The sequence below is a fragment of the Streptomyces sp. NBC_00554 genome, assembly GCF_041431135.1.
Classification (GTDB): Bacteria; Actinomycetota; Actinomycetes; order Streptomycetales; family Streptomycetaceae; genus Streptomyces.
Window position 1 is genome coordinate 8,006,181 of record NZ_CP107799.1, and the last position, 17,966, is coordinate 8,024,146.

Annotated in this window: 21 protein-coding genes; 15 read left to right on the top strand and 6 right to left on the bottom strand. The window is 70.9% G+C overall.

Features of this window, described 5'->3' with window-relative positions; all coding sequences use genetic code 11:
- The first annotated feature begins 9 nt into the window (after window positions 1-9).
- From OG266_RS35290 to OG266_RS35330, 9 genes are all read left to right on the top strand, one after another.
- Entirely contained in the window at window positions 10-1,017 is a 1,008-nt protein-coding gene (locus OG266_RS35290) for a ScpA family protein (protein WP_371550671.1), read from the top strand.
- The gene (gene scpB / locus OG266_RS35295) at window positions 1,014-1,670 is read left to right on the top strand and encodes an SMC-Scp complex subunit ScpB (protein ID WP_266466465.1); all 657 of its coding nucleotides are present in this window, start codon (window positions 1,014-1,016) and stop codon (window positions 1,668-1,670) included. The genes OG266_RS35290 and scpB overlap by 4 nt, the downstream gene beginning before the upstream one ends.
- Window positions 1,670-2,932 (top strand): pseudouridine synthase, encoded by a 1,263-nt coding sequence (locus OG266_RS35300; protein ID WP_266466468.1) that lies wholly within the window; start codon window positions 1,670-1,672, stop codon window positions 2,930-2,932. The genes scpB and OG266_RS35300 overlap by 1 nt, the downstream gene beginning before the upstream one ends.
- A 100-nt stretch (window positions 2,933-3,032) precedes the next feature.
- A complete protein-coding gene (locus OG266_RS35305) occupies window positions 3,033-3,992 on the top strand; it encodes a sigma-70 family RNA polymerase sigma factor (RefSeq protein WP_329548464.1) in 960 nt (319 codons plus the stop codon).
- Window positions 3,989-4,597, top strand: coding sequence for a TIGR03086 family metal-binding protein (locus tag OG266_RS35310; protein ID WP_266466473.1), 609 nt, complete (start codon window positions 3,989-3,991; stop codon window positions 4,595-4,597). Before OG266_RS35305 ends, OG266_RS35310 begins: the two co-directional genes overlap by 4 nt.
- 31 nt (window positions 4,598-4,628) lie before the next feature.
- A complete protein-coding gene (locus OG266_RS35315) occupies window positions 4,629-6,065 on the top strand; it encodes an MFS transporter (RefSeq protein WP_266466476.1) in 1,437 nt (478 codons plus the stop codon).
- An 80-nt stretch (window positions 6,066-6,145) separates the two neighbouring features.
- Entirely contained in the window at window positions 6,146-6,904 is a 759-nt protein-coding gene (locus OG266_RS35320) for an NUDIX domain-containing protein (protein ID WP_266466479.1), read from the top strand.
- Window positions 6,901-7,923 carry an ADP-ribosylglycohydrolase family protein gene (locus tag OG266_RS35325; protein WP_266466482.1) on the top strand — a complete coding sequence of 341 codons (1,023 nt, stop codon included), beginning with the start codon at window positions 6,901-6,903 and terminating at the stop codon, window positions 7,921-7,923. Before OG266_RS35320 ends, OG266_RS35325 begins: the two co-directional genes overlap by 4 nt.
- Window positions 7,924-7,926: 3 nt before the next feature.
- A complete protein-coding gene (locus OG266_RS35330) occupies window positions 7,927-8,676 on the top strand; it encodes a nucleotidyltransferase domain-containing protein (protein WP_266466484.1) in 750 nt (249 codons plus the stop codon).
- Here the strand turns inward: OG266_RS35330 and OG266_RS35335 are convergent.
- Genes OG266_RS35335 through OG266_RS35350 form a run of 4 tightly spaced genes read right to left on the bottom strand, consistent with a single transcriptional unit; the run spans window position 8,602 to window position 11,092 of the window.
- On the bottom strand, window positions 8,602-9,345 hold the full coding sequence (locus tag OG266_RS35335; protein WP_266466487.1) for a DNA polymerase beta superfamily protein: 744 nt from the start codon (window positions 9,343-9,345) through the stop codon (window positions 8,602-8,604). The genes OG266_RS35330 and OG266_RS35335 overlap by 75 nt on opposite strands.
- Before the next feature lie 22 nt (window positions 9,346-9,367).
- A complete protein-coding gene (locus OG266_RS35340) occupies window positions 9,368-9,781 on the bottom strand; it encodes a Rieske (2Fe-2S) protein (protein WP_266466490.1) in 414 nt (137 codons plus the stop codon).
- Window positions 9,778-10,362, bottom strand: coding sequence for a DUF6529 family protein (locus OG266_RS35345; RefSeq protein ID WP_266466494.1), 585 nt, complete (start codon window positions 10,360-10,362; stop codon window positions 9,778-9,780). The genes OG266_RS35340 and OG266_RS35345 overlap by 4 nt, the downstream gene beginning before the upstream one ends.
- Window positions 10,363-10,408: 46 nt before the next feature.
- A complete protein-coding gene (locus OG266_RS35350) occupies window positions 10,409-11,092 on the bottom strand; it encodes a hypothetical protein (protein WP_266470809.1) in 684 nt (227 codons plus the stop codon).
- A gap of 189 nt (window positions 11,093-11,281) precedes the next feature.
- Here OG266_RS35350 and OG266_RS35355 point away from each other — a divergent pair, with 189 nt between their 5' ends.
- The 6 genes from OG266_RS35355 to der all read left to right on the top strand — a co-directional run bounded on the left by OG266_RS35355 (window position 11,282) and on the right by der (window position 16,333).
- Window positions 11,282-11,713: a YidB family protein gene (locus OG266_RS35355; protein ID WP_266466497.1), complete on the top strand. Its 432-nt coding sequence runs from the start codon at window positions 11,282-11,284 to the stop codon at window positions 11,711-11,713.
- Window positions 11,714-11,831: 118 nt separating this feature from the next.
- Window positions 11,832-12,194, top strand: coding sequence for a chorismate mutase (aroH, locus tag OG266_RS35360; protein ID WP_054234458.1), 363 nt, complete (start codon window positions 11,832-11,834; stop codon window positions 12,192-12,194).
- Window positions 12,191-13,276 carry a prephenate dehydrogenase gene (locus tag OG266_RS35365; RefSeq protein WP_266466504.1) on the top strand — a complete coding sequence of 362 codons (1,086 nt, stop codon included), beginning with the start codon at window positions 12,191-12,193 and terminating at the stop codon, window positions 13,274-13,276. The genes aroH and OG266_RS35365 overlap by 4 nt, the downstream gene beginning before the upstream one ends.
- A gap of 135 nt (window positions 13,277-13,411) precedes the next feature.
- The gene (cmk, locus tag OG266_RS35370) at window positions 13,412-14,107 is read left to right on the top strand and encodes a (d)CMP kinase (RefSeq protein WP_371550679.1); all 696 of its coding nucleotides are present in this window, start codon (window positions 13,412-13,414) and stop codon (window positions 14,105-14,107) included.
- Window positions 14,104-14,781, top strand: a complete 678-nt coding sequence (locus OG266_RS35375; protein ID WP_266466518.1) for a 1-acyl-sn-glycerol-3-phosphate acyltransferase — start codon at window positions 14,104-14,106, stop codon at window positions 14,779-14,781. Before cmk ends, OG266_RS35375 begins: the two co-directional genes overlap by 4 nt.
- Window positions 14,782-14,857: 76 nt before the next feature.
- Complete coding sequence (der, locus tag OG266_RS35380) at window positions 14,858-16,333, top strand: ribosome biogenesis GTPase Der (protein ID WP_371550680.1); 1,476 nt, start codon at window positions 14,858-14,860, stop codon at window positions 16,331-16,333.
- Window positions 16,334-16,391: 58 nt separating this feature from the next.
- Here the strand turns inward: der and OG266_RS35385 are convergent, their stop codons facing one another.
- Window positions 16,392-16,766: a hypothetical protein gene (locus OG266_RS35385; RefSeq protein ID WP_266466527.1), complete on the bottom strand. Its 375-nt coding sequence runs from the start codon at window positions 16,764-16,766 to the stop codon at window positions 16,392-16,394.
- A gap of 73 nt (window positions 16,767-16,839) precedes the next feature.
- Window positions 16,840-17,613 carry a hypothetical protein gene (locus OG266_RS35390; RefSeq protein ID WP_326724078.1) on the bottom strand — a complete coding sequence of 258 codons (774 nt, stop codon included), beginning with the start codon at window positions 17,611-17,613 and terminating at the stop codon, window positions 16,840-16,842.
- Between the last annotated feature and the right edge of the window lie 353 nt (window positions 17,614-17,966).

The window sequence follows — 17,966 nt, forward strand, 5'->3', positions numbered from 1 at the left end:
GCGAGCGCTATGCCCTCGTACGACGCCTCCGTCCCGTCCGCCGGCCCTGGTGCCGGTCGTCGGCGTGTTCTGGGGCGGGGTCCTGGGCCGGACCCGGCTCCCGCTCCCGCAGAGGATCTGGCCGTACCTCCTCCCGAAGAGGAGCCTGAACCGCCTGCGGCGGTGAGCGAGTCGCCGGTAACCGAGGAACCGCCCGAGCCCGACGACGGTGTCTTCAAGGTGCGGCTCGCGAACTTCGAGGGGCCCTTCGACCTGCTGCTTCAGCTGATCTCGAAGCACAAGATGGACGTCACGGAAGTGGCGCTGTCGCGCGTCACCGACGAGTTCATGGCACACATCAGGGCGATGGGGCCGGACTGGGATCTGGACCAGACGACCGAGTTCCTCGTCGTCGCCGCCACCCTGCTCGATCTCAAGGCGGCACGGCTGTTGCCGTCGGCCGAGGTCGAGGACGAGGCGGACCTGGCGCTCCTGGAGGCGCGGGACCTGCTCTTCGCGCGGCTGCTGCAGTACCGCGCGTACAAGCAGATCGCGGACATCTTCAACGCCCGCCTCGAGGAAGAGGCCCGCCGCTACCCCCGTACCGTCGGCCTGGAGGCCCACCACGCCGAGTTGCTTCCCGAGGTGGTCATCAGCATCGGGGCGGAGGGGTTCGCGAAGCTCGCCGTGAAGGCGATGCAGCCCAGGCCCAAGCCTCAGGTGTACGTCGATCACATCCACGCGCCGCTGGTCAGCGTGCAGGAGCAGGCGGGGATCGTGGTGGCGAGGCTGAAGGAGCTGGGGGCTGCCAGTTTCCGCGACCTCGTCGACGACACCGACGACACCCTGACCGTCGTGGCCCGCTTCCTCGCCCTGCTCGAGCTGTACCGCGAGAAGGCCGTGTCGCTGGACCAGGAGGAGGCGCTCGGGGGGCTCGTCGTGCGCTGGACCGGCGGGGACAGCGACGAGGAGCCGAGGGTCACGGACGAGTTCGACCGGCCGCCCGAGGTGCCGCCCAAGGAGGAGAAGAAGGCGTGAGCGAGGACACCACCGAGACCGAGGGCGGGCCGCGCACCGTCGCCGACCTCGATCTCAAGCCCGCCCTGGAGGCCGTCCTCATGGTCGTGGACGAACCCGCGACCGTGGAGCACCTCTCGAAGATCCTGGAGCGGCCGAAGCGACGGATCGCGGCCGCTCTGCGCGAGCTGGCCGACGAGTACACCATTCAGGGGCGTGGCTTTGAGCTGCGGCTCATCGCCGGGGGCTGGCGTTTCTACTCCCGGCCCGAGTACGCGATGGCCGTCGAACGCTTCGTCCTGGACGGGCAGCAGGCCCGCCTCACCCAGGCGGCCCTGGAGACCCTCGCGGTCGTCGCGTACCGTCAGCCGGTCAGCCGATCCAGGGTCTCCGCGGTCCGCGGAGTCAACTGCGACGGCGTGATGCGCACCCTCCTGCAGCGCGGTCTGGTCGAGGAGGCGGGCACGGAACCCGAAACAGGTGCGATCCTGTACAGGACGACGAACTACTTCCTGGAGCGAATGGGCCTGCGCGGCCTGGATGAGCTCCCGGAGCTCGCGCCCTTCCTCCCAGAGGCGGACGCGATCGAAGCCGAGACGCTGGAAGGGGTCCCGTCGTTCGATCCGGATGCACCGGATGCAGATGCAGACGACACGACGACGACGGAACTTTGATGCGAAGCAGTGGCAGCGGTAGTGGCAGGAACAGCGGCGGGCGCGGCAACCCCCGCGGGACCGGTGGGGGCGGCAACGCCCGCGGGTCCGGCGGCGGTGGCGGCGGTGCGCGCGGGAGCGGTGGGGGCGGCGGTCCCCGCGGTTCCGGTGGGGGCGGTGGCCCTCGCGGTTCCAGCGGTGGCGGTGGCCCCCGCGGTTCCGGCGGTGGCGGCAACCCCAGGGCCGCCGGTGGCGGCGGTGGCTCCCAGCCGAGGAGCGCGGGAGGGCGCGACGACCAGCCGAAGCGTCCCGGCAAGCCTCGTCCCGAGGAGCGCCGCTACGACGTAGGCCCTTCGGCGACCCACGAGGGCCCGAAGTCCGGTCGCGGCAACGCGGCCCGCGGCGGCGCCAAGGGCGGCCCCAGGCAGAGCCAGCAGCGCGGCGGCCGTACGGAGCCCGCGCGCTCCCGCGAGTACGAGACACGGACCGAGGAGCGCAACAGGGACCGGTACGCCGGCAAGCCGGAGATCAAGACGCCCAAGACCCACCCCGGGGCCGAGGAGGAGGGCGAGCGCCTGCAGAAGGTGCTCGCGCGCGCCGGCTACGGCTCGCGGCGTGCCTGCGAGGAGCTGGTCGAGCAGTCCCGGGTCGAGGTCAACGGCGAGATCGTCGTGGAGCAGGGCATGCGCGTCGACCCGGAGAAGGACGAGATCAAGGTCGACGGGCTGACCGTGGCCACGCAGTCGTACCAGTTCTTCTCGCTGAACAAGCCCGCCGGTGTCGTCTCGACCATGGAGGACACCGAGGGCCGTCAGTGCCTCGGCGACTACGTGACGAACCGCGAGACGCGGCTCTTCCACGTCGGGCGGCTCGACACCGAGACCGAGGGCGTCATCCTGCTCACCAACCACGGTGAACTGGCGCACCGCCTGACCCACCCCAAGTACGGCGTGAAGAAGGTCTACCTCGCGCACATCGTGGGCCCGATCCCGCGTGACCTGGGCAAGCAGCTCAAGAACGGCATCCAGCTGGAGGACGGTTACGCGAAGGCGGACCACTTCCGCGTCGTCGAGCAGACCGGCAAGAACTACCTGGTCGAGGTGACCCTGCACGAGGGCCGCAAGCACATCGTGCGCCGCATGCTCGCGGAGGCCGGCTTCCCGGTCGACAAGCTGGTGCGCGTCTCCTTCGGCCCGATCACCCTCGGCGACCAGAAGTCGGGCTGGCTGCGCCGCCTGTCGAACACCGAGGTCGGAATGCTCATGCAGGAGGTCGACCTCTAGGGGTGCCCGCCGTTTCGGCCGGTTCCGGGATTGCCCCGGGACCGGCCGATGCGTTTTCGGCTCCCCGCCGGTCTGTACCGGTGAGCGAAGGGAGCGCGCGATGGGCGCCACGACGGAGCGCGAGGAGTTCGTACGGCTGACAGACCCGTACCGGCGGGAGCTGCTCGCGCACTGCTACCGGATGCTCGGGTCGGTCGACGACGCCGAGGACCTGGTGCAGGAGACGTATCTGCGGGCCTGGCGGTCGTACGAGGGGTACGAGGGCCGGGCGTCCCTGCGGACCTGGCTGCACCGGATCGCCACGAATACGTGTCTGACGGCTCTGGAGGGCCGTGTGCGCCGTCCGCTGCCCTCCGGGCTCGGCGGGCCGGGAGACGCGCCTGAGGGGCCTCTGAGGGCCCCTGTGACGGATGTCCCGTGGCTGCAGCCGCTGCCGGACGCGCTCGTCGACCCGGCGAACGTCGTGGCGGCCCGTGGGAGTCTGCGGCTCGCACTCGTCGCCGCGCTGCAGAATCTGCCGGCGCGGCAGCGGGCCGTGCTGATCCTGCGGGACGTGCTGGCTTGGCGGGCGCCCGAGGTCGCCGCACTGCTCGGGACCTCCACGGCGGCCGTCAAAAGCAGCCTCCAGCGCGCGCGTGCCCGGCTCGACGAGCTGGCACCCGAGGAGGAACTCGTCACCGAGCCCGACGGCCCCGAGGACCGAGAACTGCTCGACCGCTACATGGCCGCCTTCGAACACGCCGACATGGACGCGCTCCTGGGGCTCCTCCAGGACGGCGTCGAGCTCGAAATGCCTCCCTACTTGGACTGGTTCAGCGGCAAGAAGGACGTGATGCGCTTCCTGGGGACGCGGGTCGGCTACGCGGGGCGCCTGCGGATGGTGCCCACGCGGGCCAACGGGCAGCCGGCGGTGGTGGCGTACGCGCGCGATGGAGACGGGGTGTACAGGGCGCACTCCGTGCAGGTTCTCGAGGTGAGCGGTGCGGGCATCGCCAGGATCACCGCCTTCTTCGATGTGGGGCTGTTCGGGCACTTCGGACTGTCCCAGGTGCTCTCGTGAACCCCGGGGAGCTGCTGGAGCGGTCGCTCGCGTATGCGCTGGGGAGCGTCGCCGTAGTGGTGCCGGGGAGCCTCGGGCGGGCCACGCCGTGTTCCGGGTGGGACCTGGGGGAGCTGCTCCGGCATCTGGACGACTCGGTGGAGGCGCTCTACGAAGGGGTCGCCGCGGGGCGTGTCGGGCTGTGTTCCTCGCCGGCCGCCGCCGATCCCGTGTGTGCCTTCCGGGAGCGGGCGTGCGCCCTGCTCGGCGCCTGGGCGGTGGTGTCGGGCGACGTGCCGTCGGCCGAGCCTTCCGTGGGTGTGGGGGACGGGTCGCTGGATCTCGGGCTCCTGGCGGCCGTCGGCGCCGTCGAGATCGCCGTACACGGATGGGACGTGGCGCAGGCGTGCGGGCGGGCGCGGCCGATCCCGCCCGCCCTCGCCGCCGAACTGCTCCCCGTGGCGCGGTGGTCCGTGGCGGACGCCGACCGGGGTGTGCGCTTCGCCGAACCGGTCGGCGCGCCGTCGTCCTGGTCCCGGCCCGGGGACCGGTTGCTGGCCTTCCTGGGGCGGCGTCCTAGCCCGCCGCGATTCCTTTCCGGACCGGGCCCGGTCTGCCTTCCGTGAGTGATCCCTCGACCTCACGAAAGGAACCGTCATGGCTGACACCCTGCGTGTCCCGGTCCGCGAACCAGCCGCCGGTGCCGCTCCGCCACGGCGGGTGTGGACCGTCGTACTGGCCGCACTCGGAGCGCTGCTCTGCTCCCTCGACGTGGTGGTCGTCGTCACCGCGCTGCCCACCCTGCGGGCCGAATTCGGGGCGAGCCTGTCCGAACTGGAGTGGACGCTCAACGCGTACAACCTGGTCTTCGCCTGCCTCACTCTGACCGGCGCCGCGCTCGGCGACCGGTTCGGGCGGCGGCGCATGTTCGTCGTCGGTCTTGCCGTCTTCACACTGGCCTCGGCCCTGGCCGCGCTCGCCGGCGGTCCCGGTCAGCTGATCGCCGCCCGCGTGGTCCAGGGCGCCGGAGCGGCCGTCCTGCTGCCGCTCACGCTGACCCTGATCAGTGAGGCGTTCCCGGCCGAGAAACGGGGCGTGGCGATCGGCGTGTGGGGCGGGGTGACCGGGCTCGGGGTCGCCTCGGGGCCCGTGCTCGGCGGTGCCGTCACCGAGGGCCTCTCCTGGCAGTGGATCTTCTGGCTGAACGTGCTGCTGGGGCTCGCGATGCTTCCCCTGGCCGCCGTCAAACTCCGCGAGAGCTACGGTCCCCGTCCCCAACTCGACGCCGTGGGACTGGTGTTGGCGGCCGTGGGTCTGACCGGGCTGGCCTGGGCGCCGGTACGGGCGCCGGAGGCGGGCTGGGGGAGTGCCGAGGTGCTGGGCGGGCTGGCGGTCGGAATCGTGTTCCTGACGGCCTTCCTCGGCTGGGAGCGGTCGCGGGCGCGCTACCCGATGCTGCCGGTCACGTACTTCGGGCGGCGCGGCTTCTCGACCGCCAACGGCACGATCTTCCTGATGTTCATGTCGCTGCTCGGCTCGATTTTCATGATCACGCAGCTCTTTCAGCTCGGCCTGGGCAATTCTCCGCTGGAGGCGGGCGTCCGGATCCTTGTGTGGACCGGCATGCCGCTGGCCGTCTCGCCGCTCGCGGGCGCGCTCGCCGACCGGTTCGGGAACAGGCCCTTCATGCTGACCGGCCTGGTCCTCCAGGCGGTCGGGCTCGGGCTGCTGGCCCGGCAGATCGAGCCCGGCGTGGACTACGGAAGCCTGGTCGTGCCGCTGATCCTCGCCGGGGTCGGCATCTCTCTGGCCTTCCCCACCATCGCCAACGCCGTGACCTCATCGGTGCCGCCCGGCGGCGCGGGCGTGGCGGCCGGCGTCAACAGTGCACTGCGCGCACTGGGCGGCGTCTTCGGAGTCGCCGTCGCCGCGGCCGTGTTCAGCCGGTACGGGGGCTACGGCTCGGCGGAGGCCTTCGTCGACGGGTGCGGGCCCGCGCTGTGGGTGTCGGCAGGGGCCGCTGCGGCGGGAGCGGCGGTGGCGGCGTTCGCACCCTCCCGACCCGCCAACAAGGCCTCGAACCAGCCCAGTTAAAGGGTTGTGTGAGCCCACTCACCTCCTTATAGTCGTAATGACTATTAGTCGTTCTGACTATTAATAGGGGGTGGGTGGGCGTGCTCGCACGGGAAGGTCGCGCGCCTGGCGGGAGCGCACCCGAGGGCTACGACAAGTACGCGTTCGAGCCCTTCGCCGTCACCGTCGACCTGGCCGTCCTGACCGTCCGCGCGGGCGTGCTCCAGGTGCTTCTCGTCGAGCGCGGGCAGGAGCCGTACATGGGCCGCTGGGCGCTCCCCGGCGGCTTCGTGCTGCCGCACGAGTCCGCGGAGGCGGCGGCCCGGCGCGAACTCGCCGAGGAGACCGGCCTGTCGGACATCTCCGGGCTCCACCTCGAACAGCTGAGGACGTACAGCGAACCCCGCCGCGACCCCAGGATGCGCGTCGTCTCCGTCGCCTTCGCCGCGCTGCTCGCGGACCCTCCCGAGCCGCACGGCGGCGGTGACGCGGCGCAGGCCCAGTGGCTGCGGTACAACGCGCTCGATCCGCTCGCCTTCGATCACGACCGGATCCTCGCCGACGCCCACGACCGCATCGGCTCCAAGCTCGAGTACAGCTGTCTCGCCACGTCCTTCTGCCCGCCCGAGTTCACCCTCGGAGAGCTGCAGCAGGTGTACGAGACCGTGTGGGGCACCGCGCTCGACCGGCCCAACTTCCGGCGCAAGGTCCTCGCCACGCCGGGCTTCGTCGACCCGGTGCCGGGTGCCGCACGCCTCACCGGAGGCCGCGGCAAACCCGCCGCGCTGTACCGCGCGGGCGGCGCCAAAACCCTGCACCCACCCCTGCTGCGTCCCACTCAGGAAGGACGACCCACATGACCACCACGACGCTCGCGAAACGTGCCGCCACCGGATCCCTGCTCGGCCTCGCCCTCGGCGACGCGATGGGGTTCCCGACCGAGTTCAACTCGGTGCCGGCGATCCTCGCGAAGTGCGGCCCGTGGCGCGAGATGGACCTGCCCAGGCCCGCGATCGTCACCGACGACACCCAGATGACGCTGGCGCTGGCACGTGGACTGCGGACGGCCATGGACCGCGGCCTGCTCGGCCCGCTGCGGATGGAGCGGCCGGTGCGCGAGGAGTTCGTGGACTGGTACCAGTCGCCCGACAACAACCGTGCGCCCGGCCGCACCTGTCTCGTCGCCTGCGACCTCCTGAAGAACGAGAAGCGGCCCTGGCAGGAGGCAAGCCAGATCGGCTCCAAGGGCTGCGGCGCCAACATGCGCGTGGCGCCCGTCGGACTCGTCCGCGGACTGAGCGAAGAACAGCGCGCGGGCGCCGCGCAGTTGCAGGCCGCCCTCACCCACGGGCACCCCACGGCGCTCGCCGCCGCCGACCTCACCGCACACGCGATCTGGCTCCTCGCAAACGGGACCGAGCCGATGGGACTGGTCGGCCGGCTGCGGTCGTACGCGTACGAGAACCGTCACCGCTACCACTCCCGCTGGCTCGGCGACCTGTGGACCCGCGGCCAGGACCCCACGCCGGAGCACTTCATCGGGCGCGGCTGGGACGAGTGCCTGGAGATCCTCGACCACCTCCGGCATGCCGTGCGAACGGTCTCGCCCGAGTCCGACCCCTGCCTGGCCACCGGCGGGGGCTGGGTCGCCGAAGAGGCGCTCGCCACCGGCCTGTTGTGCTTCCTGCTGTTCGTCGACGAGCCCCTCACCGCAGTACGCCGGGCCGCCTGCACCTCCGGCGACTCCGACTCCATCGCCTGTCTGACGGGCGCCTTCGCGGGCGCCTACCACGGCTCGGACGCGTGGCCGACGTCCTGGGCCGACCGCATCGAGTACCAAGGCGACCTCATGTCCCTTGGAGCGCTCTGGGACGCTTGAGGGATGACCGACCTCCTGGACCTCGATCTCAAGGCGGTGGTGTCCGAGCAGCCCGATCCCGTGCTGTTCGCCACCGTCTCCGGAGCACACCTCTACGGCTTCCCGTCACGCGACTCGGACGTCGATCTGCGCGGCGTGCATCTGCTGCCGGCGGCCGAACTGGTCGGACTGCGGGAGCCGGAGGAGACCCGGTCCCGGATGTGGGAGCAGGACGGGGTCGAGATGGACCTGGTCACCCACGACCTGCGCAAGTTCGTACGGCTGATGCTGCGCCGCAACGGCTATGTGCTGGAGCAGTTGCTCTCACCGCTCGTCGTGCACACCACCGACGCCCACCGGGAGCTGGCGGGTCTCGCCCCCGGCGTCCTCACCAGCCATCACGCCCACCACTACCAAGGGTTCGCGAACACGCAGTGGCGGCTCTTCGAGAAGACCGGCGAACTGAAGCCGCTGCTCTACACGTTCCGTGTGCTGCTCACCGGCATCCACCTGATGCGCAGCGGTGAGGTGCAGGCCGATCTGCGCGCGCTGATGGGGGAGACCGGGGCTCCTGTCTATCTGCCGGACCTGATCGCCGCGAAGGCGGAGCGGGAGCACGGGGCCGCGGATGTGCGCCACGCGCGCGTGGAGGGCGATGTCGAGCGGCTGCGCATCCTGCTGGACGAGGCGCAGGGCCTGTCAGCGCTGCCCGAGGCTCCGTCCGCGTACGACGCCCTGCACGCGTTCGTCGTCCGGGTCCGACTGGAGAGCTGACGCCCGGCGGACGCGTACGAGGAAGGCCTCGACGCGTGCCTGGTCCGGCTCGGCGGGGAGGGGACTGCGGCCGGCCGACTCGTCCGCCTCCGTCCCCAGTTGGCTCATCCACGTCTCCACCCGCGGCCACGGAACCTCGCCCCGCTTCACCGCGAGCAGCGGTTGGCGCTGATCGCCCACGTCGATCGTCAGCTCGCCCGTGCGCAGCAGATCACGGGCGCTCATCAGGAGCCGAAGCAGGTGCATGGCGTGCTTCCAGCGCGGGGCACCGTGCTGACGTACGTCGGCCTCCAGCTTCTTGCGCTGGCCGAGCGCGTAGCGCGTGAACGTCCCGTGGGCCCGCCGGGAGAGGAACGCCTCGCGCAGGGCGAGGAGTTCGCGGCCCGTGTCGTCGACGTACTCCACGACGGGGGAGTGCAGGCACTCCAGGATGTTCGGGTTCGCGCGCAGGGCCAGCTCGCAGAAGCGCTCCAGCTCCCAGCTGAACTGCTCCTCGGCCGGGCCCTCGACATGGGTCGGCGGCTTCTCGAAGCGCCAGAAGAGCGGGGTCGGGGCGAGGAACACGCCCCGGCGGTCGGTGTCGCTCGTGTCCGTGGCCAGGCCGAAGGCGCGCGAACCCATCACACAGGAGTAGATCGTGTGGTCGCGCACCAGGGCCTGGGGATCCATGTCCGGAGCGTACGTGCCGACTTCACGCCAGGGTGATCGAATTTCCCTTGACCGTGATCTGCTTCTCGGCCAGCGGCTGCGTCGCAGGGGGGTTGGCCACCGAGCCGTCCTTGATGCTGAACTTGCTGCCGTGGCAGTTGCAGTTGATGGTGCCGCCGGAGACGCTGGCCACCGGGCACTGCTGGTGGGTGCAGATGTTGGTGAAGGCCTTGAACTGGTCCTTCTCCGGCTGGGTCACCACCACCTGCTCGTCCTTGAAGATCTTGCCGCCGCCGACGGGGATGTCGGTCGTCTTGGCCAGTTCCTGTCCGGCGGAGGCGCCGGCGGACGACGAGTCGCTGCTGTCGTTGCTGCCGCCGTACTCACTGCAGCCCGCGACGAGAGCCGCCGCGCCGCTCGCGAGAAGAATCGTGCGCCTCGTCGGGCGATGGGTCATGTCGTCACTCCGAAGGTGCGGAAGAACCAGAGGGCGGACGTCAGCCAGATGACGGTGAGGACGGCGAACACGAGTCCGCCGACGATCGGCAGCAGCCAGCCGGGCAGTCGCTCCGAGCGGAGCAGCAGCATCTTGGCACTGAAGGCACCGAAGAAGAAGCAACCCAGGAGGGAGTGCCACAAAACGCGTGATTCGTACGTCTGATAGCCCAGCGCGTACAGACAGTGCACCGCGACCGGCACCGACACCAGGAACGCGATCCGCCCCGACCAGCGGTGCAGCACCGCCGACCAGCTCGGCCCCGGCAGCTTCCCGTACACCATCAACGCCGAGACCACCTGGATGAGCGCGAAGGCGAACGCCACCGTCGCCAGCCATGACTTCACGGCACCCGTGCTGCTGAAGCCGGCGATGTTGAAGGCCGTCCCCGCCGGGTCGTGGACCTTGCCGTACGCCCCGAAGCCGACCGCCACCGCCGCGGCGACCAGGGCCGGGACCAGATAGCGGGCCGGGTTCGGACGGCCGTGCGCGGGCTGCGGAGGCGGGAAGGCCTGGGTGGCGGCGTTCGGATCCACGGTCATGAACGGCTCCCTGCGCGAGAGGGGGTCGGATGAGGGGAACTGGAGGTCAGGGGGTGACGGGCTCGGCAGTGAGCTGCTCCCCGTCGATCGTCACGGCGCCGGTCTCCGGGTCGATGTCGGGCGCCGCCGAGGGCTCGCCGTCGCGGTTGACGATGCCGACCTGATCGCGGCCGTCGCCGGGCAGCACGACCCAGCCGCCGTCGACCTGGGCGCCGCGCACGGTGGCCGTCGCCCGGTAGAGCCCGGACGGCTTGACGGCCTTGTCGGCGGTGAAGCCGTAGCGCTGCCCTTCGAGGTCGACGGTGCCGCGGATCCGCTTGCCCTGGAGCGTGCCGTTCAGCTCGGAGCCGTTCTTGCCGGTGAGCTTCATGGTGCCGTCGTCCTTGACGTCGCCCTTGAGCCAGGACTCCTTGTCGTGGCCGTCGCAGAAGTACGCGATCGCTTTTCCGTTGCGCAGGGAGACCGCGATCGCCGAGGAGTCGTCGTCGGTGCGGCCCGCGTAGTCGGCGTTGGGCGGCGCGCTCTTCGACGGAGTCGGCGAAGCGGTGGTCTTCGTGGGTGACGGGCTCGACGTCGCGCTTGCCTTCGGGCTCGGCGAGGTGGACGCGGCAGGCACCTTTACTTGGGACGACGAGGCGCTCTTCGTCCCCGTCGTCGCGTTGAGCGACAGCAGGAACAGGCCGAGCACCAGTCCCGCGAGAAGGGTGAGAACGGGTCCTGGACGCTTCATACGGGCCATGCGGGCCTCCCCCGAGGCGAGTCTCCCGCTATGAGAGCGGATCCACGCCCCCGCGTCCAGAGGCGCACGGGTGTGTTCTCACTACAAGTGGCGGAATAGGGCGATTCAAGTGACATTGGCAGGGTCTCAGGCCGGGCGGTGACCTGCTCCTGGCCGCACTCTCGAAAGGCGTGACCAACCATGGCGGGTAACGATCTCGGCAGCCTGCTCGGCGGTCTCCTCGGCGGCGGCCAGGGCGGTGCGTCAGGCGGTTCCGGCGCAGGCATCCTGGGGGCGCTGCTCCAGTCCCTGGCCGGCGGCTCGGGCAGTGGTTCGGGAGGTAGCAGCAACCCGCTGGGCGGACTCCTGGAGATGCTCACCAAATCCGGGCTCACCGAGCAGAAGGACTCCTGGGTCGGCACCGGCGAGAACCAGTCCGTGACCGGCGCGCAGATCCAGCAGGCGCTGCCCGACGAGACCCTCAAGCAGGTCGCCGAACAGGCCGGTGTCACCCCCGACCAGGCCGCGATGCAGATCGCCGAGACCCTGCCCCAGGCGGTCGACAAGCTGTCCCCGAACGGTGAGTTGCCTTCCGCCTCCCTGGAGGACCTCATCAAGGCGCAGCAGGTCTGACGCCCTGTGTCGCGTGCGCGGTGGCCGTCTCGTCAGGCGGGCGCCGCGCACCCGCGCGTTGCGGGCTGACTACGCTGGTGTGACAAGACGTCTACGTACATCAGCAAGGAGCATCACCGTGGCGGTACGAGCGGTCCGGGGCGCCGTCCAACTGGAACGGGACGAGGCCGGCCACATGGACGAGCAGGTCAGCGAGCTGCTCACCGCCGTCCTGGAGCGGAACGGCCTCACCACGGACGACCTGATCAGCATCTGGTTCACCGCGACGCCCGATCTGCACAGCGACTTCCCGGCGGCCGCCGCACGCAAGCTCGGCATCGTCGACGTGCCGCTGATCTGCGCACAGGAACTGGACATCGAGGGCGCGATGCCCAGAGTCGTACGAGTCCTCGCGCACATCGAGTCCGACAAGCCCCGCGCCGACATCGCGCACGTCTACCTGGGCGCCGCGGGCGCACTCCGCAAGGACATCGCCCAGTGAGGACCGCCCTCGTCATCGGAACCGGACTGATCGGCACGTCCGCCGCCCTGGCCCTCGCGGCCCGCGGTGTCGTGGTCCACCTCACCGACCACGACCCGGAGCAGGCCCGTACGGCCGCCGCGCTCGGCGCAGGCACGGACGAGGCGCCCGAAGGGCCCGTCGACCTCGCGATCGTGGCCGCACCGCCCGCGCACGTGGCCGCGACGCTCGCGGACGCCATGCGGCGCGGGGTCGCGCGCGGCTACCTCGACGTGGCGAGCGTCAAGGGCGGCCCGCGCCGGGAGCTGGAGGCGCTCGGCCTCGACCTGTCCTCGTACATCGGCTCGCATCCCATGTCGGGCCGCGAGAAGTCGGGACCGCTGGCCGCCACCGGAGACCTCTTCGAGGGGCGCCCCTGGGTCCTGACGCCCACTCGGGACACCGACACCGAGGTGCTCAACCTCGCCCTCGAACTCGTCTCGCACTGCCGTGCCGTACCGGTCGTCATGGACGCGGACGCCCACGACCGGGCCGTCGCGCTCGTCTCCCACATGCCGCATTTGTTGTCCAGCATGGTCGCCGCGCGCCTGGAGCACGCCGAGGAGGCCGCCGTACGCCTCTGCGGCCAGGGCATCCGTGATGTGACCCGGATCGCCGCCTCCGACCCCGGGATGTGGATCGACATCCTGTCCGCGAACCCCGGCCCGGTCGCCGACCTCCTCTCGGACGTCTCCGCCGACCTCGACGAGACGGTCCAGGCCCTGCGCGCCCTCCAGTCCTCCGACGAGGCCAAGCGGCGCGAGGGTGCCACCGGCATCGAGGACGTCCTGCGCCGCGGGAACGCCGGCCAGGTCCGCGTCCCCGGCAAGCACGGCTCGGCGCCGCGCGACTACGAGGTCGTGGCCGTCCTCATCGACGACCAGCCCGGCCAGCTCGCCCGCATCTTCGCGGACGCTGGGATGGCGGGGGTCAACATCGAGGACGTACGCATCGAGCACGCGACCGGGCAGCAAGCCGGTCTGGTGCAGCTGATGGTGGAGCCCAAGGCGGCGCCGGTGCTGAGCGCCGCGCTGCGGGAGCGGGGCTGGGCGCTGCGGCAGTAGCCCCCGCGCGACAGCTCGCTCGGGATGGCCCCTGGAAGGGCCAGTAAGCCGGGGTCCGTGGAGCCAGTAACCTTGTGCGGGGCGCGCTCGTGTCCCGTACAAGCCTCCGCCCCGCACCAGGAAGGTGTTCCCACCGTGGAAAACGGCGCCGCCCGGACCATACCGGCTGTGATTGTCGCGATTGACGGCCCCTCCGGCACGGGCAAGTCGAGCACCTCGAAGGCCGTGGCCTCACAGCTCGGGCTGAGCTACCTGGACACCGGCGCCCAGTACCGGGCGATCACCTGGTGGATGGTGAGCAACGGGATCGACGTCACGGACCCGAGCGCGATCGCCGCCGCGGCGGGCAAGCCGGAGATCGTCTCCGGCACCGACCCGGCCGCGCCGGCCATCACCGTCGACGGGACCGATGTCGCGGGCCCGATCCGCACGGACGAGGTCACCTCCAAGGTGAGCGCGGTCAGCGCGGTGCCCGACGTGCGCGCCCGGATCACCGAGCTGCAGCGTTCGATCGCCGCCGGCGCGGAGACCGGGATCGTCGTCGAGGGGCGTGACATCGGGACGACCGTGCTGCCCGACGCCGATCTGAAGATCTTCCTCACCGCCTCCCCGGAGGCGCGTGCCGCCCGGCGCAGCGGTGAGCTGAAGGGCGCCGACATCAACGCCACCCGCGAGGCCCTGGTCAAGCGGGACGCGGCCGACTCCAGCCGCAAGACGTCCCCGCTCGCCAAGGCGGACGACGCGGTCGAGGTGGACACCTCCGACCTCACACTCCAGCAGGTCATCGAGTGCGTCGTCACCCTCGTCGAGGAGAAGCGGGCCGCGAAGTGACCGAAGCACCATCGGTACGGGGTGCCGAGGTCGGGCGCCGTATCGGCGTGGGACTGATGTACGGGCTGTGGAAGCCGCGCGTCCTGGGCGCCTGGAAGGTTCCCGCGAGCGGCCCGGTGATCCTGGCCGTGAACCACGCGCACAACATCGACGGACCGATGGTCATGGGCGTGGCGCCCAGGCCCACGCACTTCCTGATCAAGAAGGAAGCGTTCATCGGCCCGCTCGACCCCTTCCTGCTCTCCATCGGCCAGCTGAAGGTGGACCGCTCGGTCGCCGACCGCACGGCGATCACCAGGGCGCTCGGCGTCCTGGACAACGGTGGCGTACTCGGGATCTTCCCGGAGGGCAGCCGGGGCGAAGGAGACTTCGCCTCGCTGCGGGCCGGGCTCGCGTACTTCGCCGTACGCAGCGGGGCGCCCATCGTCCCGGTGGCGGTACTGGGAAGTTCCGAGAAGAGCAGCCGGTTGATAAAGGGGCTGCCCCCGCTGCGCAGCCGGGTCGACGTCGTCTTCGGCGACCCCTTCGAAGCGGGCGACGGCAGCGGACGGCGTACGCGCAAGGCGCTCGACGAGGCGACCGTACGCATCCAGAAGCAGCTGACCGCGCACCTGGAAGACGCCAGGCGTCTCACCGGACGCCGGGAAAACGCCGGGCGCCCCACCGGGCACTAGGCGACACTTGAGTAGTGGATCTCCCGACACGCGGGCGCTCCACCGATCACCACGAAAACGACGAGGTACGGACTTCATGAACGACCACATCCAGCCCGACGGCTCGGCAGAGCACGAGCACGGGGCGCTTGGCGATGCCGAGTACGCGGAGTTCATGGAGCTCGCCGCGGAAGAGGGCTTCGACGTCGAGGACGTCGAGGGCGCGATCGGGGAGGCGGGCCACGGTCCGCTGCCCGTGCTCGCCGTCGTCGGCCGTCCCAATGTCGGCAAGTCGACCCTGGTGAACCGGATCATCGGCCGCCGCGAGGCCGTCGTCGAGGACAAGCCCGGTGTCACCCGCGACCGCGTCACCTACGAGGCCGAGTGGGCGGGCCGCCGCTTCAAGCTCGTCGACACCGGCGGCTGGGAGCAGGACGTCCTCGGCATCGACGCCTCCGTGGCCGCGCAGGCCGAGTACGCGATCGACGCGGCCGACGCGGTCGTCTTCGTCGTCGACGCCAAGGTCGGCGCCACCGACACCGACGAGGCGGTCGTACGACTGCTGCGCAAGGCCGGCAAGCCCGTCGTCCTGTGCGCCAACAAGGTCGACGGCCTGAGCGGCGAGGCCGACGCCTCGTACCTCTGGGCCCTGGGCCTCGGCGAGCCGCACCCCGTGTCCGCCCTGCACGGCCGCGGCACCGGCGACATGCTGGACGCCGTCCTGGAGGCGCTGCCGGAGGCCCCGGCGCAGACCTTCGGCGTCGCGGTCGGCGGCCCCCGCCGTATCGCCCTCATCGGCCGCCCGAACGTCGGCAAGTCCTCCCTGCTGAACAAGGTGGCCAACGAGGACCGCGTGGTCGTCAACGAGGTCGCGGGCACCACCCGTGACCCGGTCGACGAGCTCATCGAACTCGGCGGCATCACCTGGAAGTTCATCGACACGGCGGGCATCCGCAAGCGTGTCCACCTCCAGCAGGGCGCTGACTACTACGCCTCGCTGCGGACGGCCGCCGCGGTCGAGAAGGCCGAGGTCGCCGTCATCCTGATCGACGCCTCCGAGGCCATCTCCGTCCAGGACCAGCGCATCGTCACGATGGCCGTCGAGGCCGGGCGCGCCATCGTCCTCGCCTTCAACAAGTGGGACACCCTCGACGAGGAGCGCCGCTACTACCTGGAGCGCGAGATCGAGACCGAGCTCCTCCAGGTCGCCTGGGCGCCGCGCGTGAACGTGTCGGCGCGCACCGGGCGGCACATGGAGAAGCTCGTCCCGGCGATCGAGACGGCCCTGGCGGGCTGGGAGACCCGCGTCCCGACCGGTCGGCTGAACGCCTTCCTCGGCGAACTGGTCGCCGCCCACCCGCACCCGATCCGCGGCGGCAAGCAGCCGCGCATCCTCTTCGGTACGCAGGCGGGTACCAGGCCTCCGCGGTTCGTGCTCTTCGCCTCCGGCTTCATCGAGCACGGCTACCGGCGCTTCATCGAGCGCCGGCTGCGCGAGGAGTTCAGCTTCGAGGGGACGCCGATCCACATCTCGGTGCGGGTGCGCGAGAAGCGCGGCGCCAAGAAGAAGTAGCGGTGACGGGAAAGGGGCGGCTCCTCGAAGGAGCCGCCCCTTTCCCGTTGTTCCGCCCTCAGAGACCCCTGCGCGGCGCGGGTGGCAGCGCGGCCGGGACGTGGTGCATTCCGGTGCTGTGCTGCTGCCGCCCGCTCGTGTGCTGCCGCGCGGAGTACGCACCCGCGCTGTACGAGCTGTAGGAGTTGTGGGGGCTGTACGAGCCGTACGAGCTGAACGAGTTCGTGCCCTGCGGGAGGCGCCCGAAGGCCGCGAAGTCCAGCTCCTCCTCGCCGTGGCGGTCGCCGGGCAGGGCCCTGAAGGACTTGACCCACTCGGCGTACAGCGCGTCGTAGATCGGCGTGGCCGATGGGCCGCCGGGAGGATCCTGGGCCGGTCGCACGGACTGGACCGGCTGGAAGGGCTGGCGGCGGGGGACGTCGTAGGTGTGCACGTACGTGCCAACGACCCCGCCGCCGGACGGATACTGTCCTGTGCGCCCGAACTGGCGCAGGCCGGGGGAGCGCTCAGGTTCCGGCGAGCGGCAGGGCGCTCCCGACGAGCTTGCCGTTGGCGGCGGCCTTGTCCAGGGCGTCGCGCAGCAGGTCCTCGCGGGGCTGGCGGCCGATCGAGCCGACCGGGGCCGCGAACAGGAGCACCTGCTGGTGCTTGTTGGCGGCCGCGCGCCAGCTGTCGGCGACCTGGAGCGCCTGGTGCGCCTGCCACCAGGCGACGGGCGAGCCGCCGCCGGTGCCCGGCTGGAGCACGGCATGCAACTGGCCGGCGGCGAGCAGCACGGACCAGCCGTGCAGCACGGGCGGCACCGAGTTGAGCTCGGTCACCGGCATGAAGCCCTGCTCGATGAGGAGGGGCAGGAAGTCGTCGCCGATGTCGGTCGAGCCGGGGCGCACGATGGGCCCGGTCGGTTCGACGACCAGCGCCGGGTGCAACTCGCCGTTGATCAGGACCAGTCCGCTGGTGACCCCGAGCACGGCCTGCTCGGGCCCGGCGCCGGCCGGCCCGCCCTCGGCGGTGATCGATCGGACGGCGCCCTGGAGTTGCTCCTCGGTGACCTGGACGACCTGAGAGGGCAGGCAGGACGCGTGGGCGAAGGCTAGGACTGCGGTCTCGTCGCCGATGAACAGGACGGTGCTGGTGCGCTCCTGTTCCGAGTCGCCCTGGGTGCGGCAGGACGTGCAGTCGTAACTGCCCGGGGCGTTCTCTCCGGCGAGCAGCCGGTCGGCTTCTTCGTCGCCGATCTCGGCGCGTACGTCGTCGCTGACGTCGAGCATGCGCGGCACGGTGGCTCCTCGGGATGCGGTGCGTGGCGTCGCCGGGTGGCCCCCGGCTCATGAGCTGGGGGGTCCCCGGCTCATGAAGATGACAACGGGCGATCTGTGGCGGGAGTCACGCCCGGGAGCGAACGGAATCGAACCATCCGGCGCGCAGGGTGAGGTCACCTGCGGAATTCGTCACTCCAAGCCAACTTCTGGGTGTACCAGGGAAGTTGGTTCGGTGAAGTGGGTCACAGATCGTCAGGGTGGCAGGTCGACAAATCAGGAAATCACCCAATGAAGTGGGTGGCCGAAAATCGACGATACCCTCGGTAACGGCTAACTGGCCTCGAATGACAAGGAGTTGGTTGATATAGGGC

Coding starts and splice junctions, on each gene's coding strand:
- OG266_RS35290 (WP_371550671.1), top strand. CDS start 10: ATGCCCTCGTACGACGCCTCCGTCCCGTCCGCCGGCCCTGGTGCCGGT.
- OG266_RS35300 (WP_266466468.1), top strand. CDS start 1,670: ATGCGAAGCAGTGGCAGCGGTAGTGGCAGGAACAGCGGCGGGCGCGGC.
- OG266_RS35305 (WP_329548464.1), top strand. CDS start 3,033: ATGGGCGCCACGACGGAGCGCGAGGAGTTCGTACGGCTGACAGACCCG.
- OG266_RS35315 (WP_266466476.1), top strand. CDS start 4,629: ATGGCTGACACCCTGCGTGTCCCGGTCCGCGAACCAGCCGCCGGTGCC.
- OG266_RS35325 (WP_266466482.1), top strand. CDS start 6,901: ATGACCACCACGACGCTCGCGAAACGTGCCGCCACCGGATCCCTGCTC.
- OG266_RS35330 (WP_266466484.1), top strand. CDS start 7,927: ATGACCGACCTCCTGGACCTCGATCTCAAGGCGGTGGTGTCCGAGCAG.
- OG266_RS35335 (WP_266466487.1), bottom strand. CDS start 9,345: ATGGATCCCCAGGCCCTGGTGCGCGACCACACGATCTACTCCTGTGTG.
- OG266_RS35340 (WP_266466490.1), bottom strand. CDS start 9,781: ATGACCCATCGCCCGACGAGGCGCACGATTCTTCTCGCGAGCGGCGCG.
- OG266_RS35345 (WP_266466494.1), bottom strand. CDS start 10,362: ATGACCGTGGATCCGAACGCCGCCACCCAGGCCTTCCCGCCTCCGCAG.
- OG266_RS35350 (WP_266470809.1), bottom strand. CDS start 11,092: ATGAAGCGTCCAGGACCCGTTCTCACCCTTCTCGCGGGACTGGTGCTC.
- OG266_RS35355 (WP_266466497.1), top strand. CDS start 11,282: ATGGCGGGTAACGATCTCGGCAGCCTGCTCGGCGGTCTCCTCGGCGGC.
- der (WP_371550680.1), top strand. CDS start 14,858: ATGAACGACCACATCCAGCCCGACGGCTCGGCAGAGCACGAGCACGGG.